Origin of the sequence: Cupriavidus sp. IDO (assembly GCF_000812465.1) — a bacterium.
Classification (GTDB): Bacteria; Pseudomonadota; Gammaproteobacteria; order Burkholderiales; family Burkholderiaceae; genus Cupriavidus.
The window spans coordinates 1-9,026 of the sequence record NZ_JWMA01000132.1 but is presented as its reverse complement, the minus strand read 5'-3'; the positions used below and the strand labels follow the sequence as shown (position 1 = coordinate 9,026).

The following is a 9,026-nucleotide window of genomic DNA, read 5'->3' as shown; positions in this document are numbered from 1 at the left end:
GGGCAACTCGCACTCGCTCTCTCCACGCTGTGTCGCAGTAGCGCATTGGAGACGCCGAATTCATATAAGTTCTATCAAGAACGGAACACTACACTAGCACTCGGGCAATGGCCTCCAGCTCGGCTAGCCCAGCCGCACGGAGTTGGACATTTCTTATCATTCTCGTTTCGCGTCACGGCACCGCCACAACTGATAGTCGCCCCTCCGCGACCTTCCGTGAGCAGGTACATCCGAAAACCGGAATATGCACCGGCACAGTGAAGCCTGTCATCACCCGACTGAGTCACGAGCGCGGCGTAATGACTGGAGAGTGCAGTTTCAGGCACCAAGCGGAGCAGCGCGGCCTGCTAGGGAAACCCACTAGTCCGTTCCAACGATTCCCCACGCGCGCGCCATCACTACGCTGTCATCACAGGCACACGCGAGTGCCTGGTCTGTCCCAGCGAACGGCTACCGCAACTGAGCGCACGAATGCCGACCGGCAGGTCCGCCGCCGGATGGCGGGAGGCCTTCGTCCTGACACAGGCTTCGCCGGCCATTCCCCCTTACAAGGAGCGAGACTTCAATGAAATCCAGCACAAGACAACTGATACGCGGTGGCCTGCTGGCCACCAGCATGGCACTGGCCGTGGCGGCGTGGGCGAAGGCCACCCCGGAGGAGCTCAAGCAGCTTGACAGCACCCTCACGCCCATGGGCGCCGAGCGTGCCGGCAGCAAGGACGGCGATGTCCCGGCGTGGAGCGGCAAATGGCTGGGCACCCCGCCCCAGGTCAAGTATCAGCGCGGCGAGCGTTATCCTGACCCGTATGCCGACGAGAAGCCGCTGTTCGTCATCACCGCGCAGAACATGGCCCAGTATGCCGAGCGGCTGAGCGATGGCGAGAAGGCGCTGTTCAAGAAGTACCCCGAGACCTTCAGGATGCCGGTCTACCCGAGCCATCGCGACTTCCGGTACGAAGACGCCGTCTACAAGGACATCCGCACCCACGCCACCACCGTCAGCATGACCGACGATGCCAACGGCCTGAAGGACGCGGGGCCCCAGGTTCCCTACCCGATTCCGAAGACTGCGATGGAGCTGTTGTGGAACCAGCGCTTCTCGTCGGCCGTCGGCACCGAGAAGGCGCAGTACGACCAGGCCGTGGTCTATCCGAATGGCTCGATCGCGTGGGGGCGTGTTTCGTACAGCATCCTTTCGCCGCGCAATAACGGCAAGTTCGACCCGCACAACGCCCTCAACGAGCGCTCCTTCTTCCGCACGGCCACCGACCTGCCATTGCGTGACCGCGGCCAGGTGATCGTGGGTTATGCCGTGTGGGACCAGGAAGGCTCGGACACCAACCGTACCTGGATCTACAACCCGGGCACGCGGCGGGTACGCCAGGCGCCGGAGTTCGGCTTTGACCAGCCCCAGGGGCCCGGCGGCTTCCGCACGGTGGATGACGACCGCCTCTTCAACGGCTCCGGCGAGCGCTACAACTGGAAGATCGTCGGCAAGAAGGAGATCTACGTCCCGTCCCACAACTACAAGCTGCTGAGCACGTCGGTCAAGTACAAGGAGCTGCTCACGACCGGCCACGCCAATCCGGACGTCATGCGCTATGAGCTGCATCGGGTATGGGTGCTGGAGGCAACGCTCAAGTCTGGCTTCCGTCATCAGTATGCGAAGCGCGTGCTGTATCTTGACGAAGATACCTGGCAGGCCCGCGCGGCGGACAACTACGATGGCCGCGGCCAGCTGTGGCGCACCAACCTCCAGGCCTCGGTGTATGCCTATGACGCACGCCGCTATCATCCGACCGTGGTCTTCTACCATGACCTGATTTCCGGCGCCTATATGGCCGACCGTCTGATCAACGAAGGGCCGATGTTCTCGCTGAACAACAGCCCCGAATTCACCGAGGCGTTCTTCTCTCCGGACGCTGCGCGCGGGTCCGGTACCTGATCGCGTGATACCCGGCCGGGCGCAGCCTTCTGGCGCCCGGCCGGTTCCCCCCTGGCCATGCCGCAAGGCAAAGGCTCCCGCCCGCTGTTGCCTCCGCCCGCCTGCTGCTTTCTCTCTGTCTGCCCACGAAGCGTTTCCCGAAAACTCTGGGCCTAGGGTCTAATGCGGTTCAGATAAGCCTTCAATCAGTACTGTCATTCCCGCGCGGGTGGGACAATGCGCTGCGGTGCGTTGGACGTGCGCAGGACGGCCCGAAGGGGTGAGTGCAGCGAGCAATCCAGCGTCTTTAAGAGGGTTCTTCGCCGGATCGCGGGATTTGGCTCTTGGCATGCGTGGCTGTTTCGCCGGCGTAGCCGGCGACTCCCTTTTTGACTGCGCCAAAAAGGAAGCAAAAAGCGCCTTCTTGCCCGCCGGGCGGGAGTCTTATCGTAGTGTGCGCGGGTTTTTGTACGGGTATTCGCTTCAGGGCATGGCTGGACTGCCTGCCGCGCAGATCGCCAGGGGCAACGCCGGAAACGGCGCTGTCCTCCCGACCTCGTGAGAGCGGAGTGGCTCGGTCATCGAGCCGCGTGCCTACGGCAAGAGGTTCTGGACCACGACGGTGGTGCGCGATGCAGCTGCGCATACCGACGAGCCTCAAGCTGCGTACCACTCCGCTCTCACGAGGTCGGGAGGACGGCCTGTCAATGCCTCGCGCCGTCTCGTTACCACGCGGCAGGCATCGTAGCTATGCCCTGAAGCAATTACCCGTACAAAAACCGTCGAACACTACGATAAGACTGGCCGTCCGCCGAGGACAGACGGCGCCTTTTGCCTACTTTTGGGCGCCGTCCAAAAGTAGGTCGCCCGGCAGGGCGAAACCGGGCCGTCGACCTACGACAGCGCCAAACCGCAGCCACTAACCTCAGGCGCACCAGCAGCATCCCCTCCAAGCCCCCAAACCCGGCAGCCGTCGGCAAGCATGCGCTGGCCCACGGCCGCGCCCATGCCGGAGGCGGCACCGGCAATAACTGCGGTTTTCATACTGCGGATTCCGTGAGGGTTGTCGTCAGCCCTCGAACACATGCCGCAGCGCCGGCGGCTCGATATTGCCCGGGTTAAGCTCGATCACGCGCCGTGCCACACTGGACGGACGCACCTGCTCCACGTCAGTGTAGAACTGCTGGTACCAGTCGCGCATCTGGTAGACGGGTCCGTCGCCTTCGCACAGCAGTGGATTGTCGATGCGGATCTTGCTGTCCCAGATCGCCACGTCCTCATAGAACGCCTGGCGCGCCTGCTCGACGTAGGCTTGCGCCATGGCGCGGTTCTGCTCCTCGGACAGCCCCGGGATCCTCTTCACCAGCACGCCGTAGCGCAGCACAAAGCTGTTCAGGTCAATCGGCACATGGCAGTTGAGCAGGATCGAGTGGATCTGCTGGTCGCCCATCTGGCCGGTCATCTCGGTGATGTGGTACGCCGGCCCGAAGTAGGTGGACAGCGCCGTCAGGCGCGCATCGCCCGACAGCCGGGCACTGCGCCCGATCATCAGCTGCGTGGCCTTGTGGTCTTCGAACAGGTTGGCGAAGTAGTCCACCGGCGCGCCATGGACCACGCCGAAATGCGCCATGTCGGAGATGTTGTCGACCAGCTCGCGGCAGTTGGTGCGGATCACCATCTCGTCGATGGCCCAGTCCGACCACTCCGGCGAGAAGCAGGCGTCGATGCGCGGGATCGCCACTTCCGGCGGCGCCGGGCGGCCTTCGGGGTCGTGCCAGATAAACAGCAGCCGGTTCTGCTCGCAAGTCTCCCAGGCGCCGACCCGGGCCTTGGGCGGCACCCGCTTGCAATACGGGATCGACTTGCAGCCGCCGTCGCCACCCCACTGCCAGCCGTGGAACGGGCACACCAGGTTGTCGCCCTGCACGGTGCCGGTGCTCAGGTCCGCCCCCATGTGCGGACAGTGGCCGTCAATCACGCGAATGACGCCGGACGAGTCGGCAAACGCCGCCAGGCGCCGGCCGAAGACATCCAGCGTGTGCGGCTTGCCGTCGCGGTAGGCATCGGCCAGGCCGAGGCAATGCCAGCCGCGCGCGTAGCGGGCCTCGGGCGGGCGTGATTCGATCTTGTAGGCGTTCCTGTAGCCGTCGGTCATGGCGTCTGTCTCCTTGAATTCCCGTGGGAGCTTCAAGATAAGAGCGTCCGGCCGGCGGCTCATCGTCTCATCGGACTACTGCAGTGCAACCATGCGCGTGAGCGCCGGGTCGTTGCCGGGGCCATGCACGCAACTGACGCCGGCGGGGTCGTAGATCCTGGCCACGCAGCCATTGCAGCTGTCACAGGCAGACTGCTTCACCGCGCCGCTGCGCCAGTTGGCGACCAGCGCGGGGTCGTGGATCAGCGCACGCGCCAGCGCGATGCAATCAAATCCCTCCTCCATCAGCCGCTCCACGTTGTCGAGCGACTTGACGCCGCCGATATAGGCCAGCGGCATGCGCACCGCCTGCCGCACCACGCGCGATGCCTCGAGGAAATACAGCTCGCGAAAGGCCAGGTCGGGCGGCGTGCGCTTCTCCAGCATGGTGATGCCGAACCTCGCCACCGCACTGGGCGCGACGGCCTTCATCTGCGCGGTGGGCATGGGGCTGCCGAACAGTGCCCACGGGCTCTCGACGTTGCGCCCGCCGCTGAGCGTGAGCAGGTCGGCGCCCTCCGCTTCCAGGATGCGCGCGGTCACGGCGGCATCCTCCGGCTGGTTGCCGCCCGGCACGCCGTCGCTGACGCTGAGCTTGCAGCAGACCGCCATCCCGGCGCCGACGGCATCCTTCACCTGCCGTAGCACTGCGGCCGGAAAGCGGGTGCGGTTCTCCACACCGCCGCCGAACGCATCGCGCCGCCGGTTGCTCAGCGGCGACAGGAACTGGTTGAGCAGGTAGCCATGCCCCATATGGATTTCCACCGCGTCGAAGCCGGCTTCGCGCGCCAGCCGCGCCGCCGCGGCAAACTGGCCGGCTACGCGTGCCATGTCCGCCTCGCGCATGGCGCGCTGGAAATACACGCCGTGCAGCATGCCAAACGCATTGAGGCCGGACGATGCGCTGCCCGGCGCGCGGCTGCCGGCGTGGCGCATGGTGGTAAAGGAGCCCGCGTGCGTGATCTGCAGGCAGGCCGCCGCGCCTTCGCGGTGCACGGCATCGGTCAGCACGCGCAGGTGCGGCACCTGCTCCGGGCGTATGCTGAGCTGGTGGGAAAAGGTCAGTCCGTCATCAGCCACCGCCGCATAGGCCACCGTGGTCATGCCCACGCCGCCCGCGGCAAGCTCGCGGTGGTGCCGGACCAGCGCCTGGGTCGGCAGGCCCTGCGGCGTCATGCCCTCGTTGGCGCCCGCCTTGATAAAGCGGTTGCGCAGCGTAAGCGGGCCGACGCGAACCGGCGTGAACGGCAATGCGGCGGGGGCCTGGCTATCATGCATGCTGTCTCTCCGGGCCATCGTCTTACACCACGTCGGATTTCAGGGCGTGTGCCGGTGGCGCCGCCTCGCCGCGCGCAGCGGCACCGGCGGCCACGCGCGCCCGCTCTTCATCCTCCACGCCCAGCCACGCGGCCAGCGCCGGCAACATCGACACCGCGCCGAACAGGTTCACCAGGAACATGAAGGCCAGCAGGATCCCCATGTCGGCCTGGAACTTGAGCGCGGCAAAGGCCCAGGTGCCCACGCCGATGCACATCGTCAGCGCCGTGAACAGCGCCGCCGAGCCGCGCTGGCGCATCGCCTCGGCAAAGGCCTGCGGCAAAGCCTGCCCTTCCTCGCGGATCTGGTGCTGGATGCGCTCGTACAGGTAGATGCCGTAGTCGACGCCAACCCCCACGCCGAGCGTGATGACCGGCAGCGTCGACACCTTGAGCCCGATGCCGAGCCGCGCCATCAGCGCGTTGCACAGCACCGACACCAGCGTCAGCGGCACGATGATGCACAGCACCGCGCGCCACGAGCGGAACGTCAGCAGGCACAGCAGCGTGATCGCGCCGAAGATCGACAGCAGCATCGTCACCTCGGCCTCTTCCACCGCCTCATTGGTGGCTGCCATCACGCCGATGTTGCCGCCGGCCAGGCGGAACGCCACGTCGGGCGTCTTGTCGGTGGCGTTGAAGCGGCGGATCTCGCGGATGATATGGGCAATGGTGGCGCCCTCGTGGTTGGCCGTGTAGATCAGCACCTGGATGGCCTGGCAGTTGGGCGTATTCATGCCATTATCCGGGTCGAAGGCCTTGGCGCCCTGGCTCAGGCCCTCGCTGCTGCGCGGCAGCGCCTCCCAGCGCGGATTGCCCTCGTTGTAGGCGCCGATCACCACCTTGGCCAGCGACGACACGCTGACCACCGACTGCACGCCGGACACGCCGCGCATATGCATCTCGAAGCGTTCCACGGCGCTCATCACCGGGTAGTGCAGGCAGCCGTCGTCGAAGCCGGTGGGCTCCACCACCACGGTCAGCGCATCCGAGCCGATGTTGTACTGGCTCACGATGCTCGCGCTGTCGTGGTTATAGCGGGAATCCGCACGCAGCTCCGGCGCGCCGCTGCCGACATCGCCGATCTTCAGGCCACGCGACTCGATCGCGCCCGCGGCCAGCAGTGCGAGCGCGGCCACGAACACCCCCAGGGCCGGGCCGCGGCGCGCCAGCGCACCGAACTTCTGCCACAGCCCGCCATTGCCCTGCGCGCGCCGCGCCTGCGAGCGCGCCAGCGCCGAGGGCTCCAGCCGCGTGTACGACAGCAGGATCGGCAGGAACACCTTGTTGGTCACGATCATCAGCAGCACCCCCAGGCAGGCCGTGATGCCAAGCTCGCGCACGATGTCGATCTGGATCCGCATGATGACCATGAAGCCCAGCGCGTTGGTCAGCAACGCTACCGTGCCGGGTATGAACAGCTTGCGGAACGCCGCGCTTGCGCTGTCCAGCGCGCTGTGCCCCTGCACCACCTCCTGCTTCCAGGCATTGGTCATCTGCACCGCGTGCGAAACCCCGATCGAGAAGATCAGGAACGGCACCAGGATCGACATCGGGTCGATGCCGTAGCCCAGCAGCGGCAGCAGGCCCAGCAGCCAGGCCACCGGCAGCAGCGCCACCACCAGCGCCAGCAGCGTGATGCGCAGCGAACGCGTATAGAGCCACAGCAGCAGCGCCGTCACGGCGAAGGCCAGCGCAAAGAAGGCCATCACGCTGGCAATGCCTGCCTCGACATCGCCGACCAGCTTGGCAAAGCCGACGATGCTGACATCGACGTCGGTGCCACTGAATTCCGCGCGAATCTTCTCCAGCTGGCGCGCGACCGAGCTGTAGTCGATGGTCTTGCCGGTGGCCGGATCGGTCTCCCGCAATTCCGCGCGGATCAGCGCGGACCTCAGGTCGTTGCTGACCAGGCGGCCGATCTGCCCGGAGCGCGCCACATTGCGCCGCACCTTGTCGAGCTCGGCCGGCGTGCCGGAAAAGCGCCCCGGCACCACCACATCGCCGCGAAAGCCCGCCTCGGTCACCTCGGTGTAGCGCACATTGGGCGTGAACAGCGAGAACACGCGCGACCGGTCCACGCCGGGGATGAAGAACACTTCATCGGTGGCGTGGCGCAGCTTGTCCATGAAGGCGGCGTTGTAGATATCGCCGTCGCCCTTCCAGCGCAGGCTCACCAGCACGGTATTGGCACCGGAGAAGGTGCTCGCGTACTTGGTGAACACCTGCATGTACGGGTGCTGCAACGGGATCATCTTGTTGAAGCCGGGATCGAGCCGCAGCCGCGTGGCCGAGAAGCCGAGGGCCATGGTCACGGCCAGGCACAGCGTCAGCAGCAGCCGGCGCCGGTGCATCAGCACGCCGGCGCAGGCATCGACGAAACGGCCCAGGCGGCCGGAGGATTGGGTGCGGTTCATGGTCGTTCTCGCGTCCTGTGAGAGTCAGCGGGCCAAGGCGGCGCCGGGGAGCGCCACGCCGGCAAGCCCGCCATTGCCACCCAGTGCCAGCGCGTGCTTGCCTGCGGGCGCCAGCGCGGCGAGTGTCTGAGGGCTGCCGGCGGGCAATGCGGCGAAGTGGCGCCCGCCATCGGCGGACAGCGCCAGCGTGCCGCCCTGCCCGGCCAGCACAATGCGGCCATCGGCCAGCTCGATGCCGCCGAAGAACGAGGTTCTGAGGCCGGTCTCCGCGGCCTGCCACGTCGCGCCGAAGTCCTCGCTGCGCAGCGCGTTGCCGCGCATGCCGAAGGCCAGCCATGCGCCATCGCGCAGTGGCAGCACGCCGTACAGCGAGCCCTCGTAGGGGGTCTTCACCAGCTCCCAGTGGCTGCCGCCGTCGGTCGAGCGCAGCGCCAGCCCGGCTTCGCCGACCAGCATCAGGCGCCCCTGCGCATCGCCGGCGATGGCGTTGAGGTGGCGGTCCTGCATGGCCTTGTCGGGAGCCTCTTCCCAGTGCCTGCCCTGGTCGCGCGAGACCAGGAAGCGGCCGAAGCTGCCCACCGCGAACCATGACCCGCTTGCCTGCGCCCAGGCGCCCAGCAGGGGGTCGGACGAGCGCGCGTCGAAGGCAACCTGCTGCCAGTGCGCGCCACCGTCCTCGGTGCGCAGGATCCAGCCGCTGTGGCCAACTGCCATGCCGAGGCGGCTGTCGGCAAAGGCCACCTGGGTGAGCGCGGCGCCTTGCGGCTGGTCCACGCTGGCCGGGCGCCAGCTGCGCCCCTGGTCATCGCTGAACAGGATCCTGCCGCGCTCGCCCACCGCCACCAGGCGTTCGCCGGCGCGCGCGAGGCCATTGACCTGCAGCCCATCCGGGCGCAGCGCGGTGGCCGCGAACGGTGGCAGCGGGCGCGGCGCGAAAGACCATACCGCGGTGCCGAGCACGGCCAGCGACATGGCGATGCCGATCAGTCGTTTCATGATGTCTCCTACATATGGCATGCGGCCTCGTGGCGGGCCGTCCATGCCGGGCTGCTTATAGAAGTGAAGTGTTTGCTCCCCTCTCCCGCTTGCGGGAGAGGGGCCGGGGGAGAGGGCCGGCGCTCGGCAGGCACCGTGACGCCTCACTTCGTGGAGACTCCGGCCCTCTCCCCCGCCCC

5 protein-coding genes are annotated in these 9,026 nt (G+C 66.8%); 1 reads left to right on the top strand and 4 read right to left on the bottom strand.

Features of this window, described 5'->3' with window-relative positions; translation table 11 throughout:
* The first annotated feature begins 565 nt into the window (after nucleotides 1-565).
* Nucleotides 566-1,945 (top strand): DUF1329 domain-containing protein, encoded by a 1,380-nt coding sequence (locus RM96_RS28465; RefSeq protein WP_039015086.1) that lies wholly within the window; start codon nucleotides 566-568, stop codon nucleotides 1,943-1,945.
* A 1,048-nt stretch (nucleotides 1,946-2,993) separates the two neighbouring features.
* Here the strand turns inward: RM96_RS28465 and RM96_RS28460 are convergent.
* The 4 genes from RM96_RS28460 to RM96_RS28445 all read right to left on the bottom strand — a co-directional run bounded on the left by RM96_RS28460 (nucleotide 2,994) and on the right by RM96_RS28445 (nucleotide 8,847).
* Complete coding sequence (locus RM96_RS28460) at nucleotides 2,994-4,079, bottom strand: Rieske 2Fe-2S domain-containing protein (protein WP_039015085.1); 1,086 nt, start codon at nucleotides 4,077-4,079, stop codon at nucleotides 2,994-2,996.
* A 75-nt stretch (nucleotides 4,080-4,154) separates the two neighbouring features.
* Entirely contained in the window at nucleotides 4,155-5,396 is a 1,242-nt protein-coding gene (locus tag RM96_RS28455; RefSeq protein ID WP_039015084.1) for an NADH:flavin oxidoreductase, read from the bottom strand.
* A gap of 22 nt (nucleotides 5,397-5,418) precedes the next feature.
* Nucleotides 5,419-7,851 carry an efflux RND transporter permease subunit gene (locus RM96_RS28450; RefSeq protein ID WP_039015083.1) on the bottom strand — a complete coding sequence of 811 codons (2,433 nt, stop codon included), beginning with the start codon at nucleotides 7,849-7,851 and terminating at the stop codon, nucleotides 5,419-5,421.
* A gap of 24 nt (nucleotides 7,852-7,875) precedes the next feature.
* A complete protein-coding gene (locus RM96_RS28445) occupies nucleotides 7,876-8,847 on the bottom strand; it encodes a WD40/YVTN/BNR-like repeat-containing protein (RefSeq protein ID WP_039015082.1) in 972 nt (323 codons plus the stop codon).
* Between the last annotated feature and the right edge of the window lie 179 nt (nucleotides 8,848-9,026).

What these genes read in the sequence shown, in the direction of transcription:
- RM96_RS28450 (WP_039015083.1), bottom strand. Translation starts at nt 7,851, where the DNA reads ATGAACCGCACCCAATCCTCCGGCCGCCTGGGCCGTTTCGTCGATGCC.
- RM96_RS28455 (WP_039015084.1), bottom strand. Translation starts at nt 5,396, where the DNA reads ATGCATGATAGCCAGGCCCCCGCCGCATTGCCGTTCACGCCGGTTCGC.
- RM96_RS28465 (WP_039015086.1), top strand. Translation starts at nt 566, where the DNA reads ATGAAATCCAGCACAAGACAACTGATACGCGGTGGCCTGCTGGCCACC.
- RM96_RS28445 (WP_039015082.1), bottom strand. Translation starts at nt 8,847, where the DNA reads ATGAAACGACTGATCGGCATCGCCATGTCGCTGGCCGTGCTCGGCACC.
- RM96_RS28460 (WP_039015085.1), bottom strand. Translation starts at nt 4,079, where the DNA reads ATGACCGACGGCTACAGGAACGCCTACAAGATCGAATCACGCCCGCCC.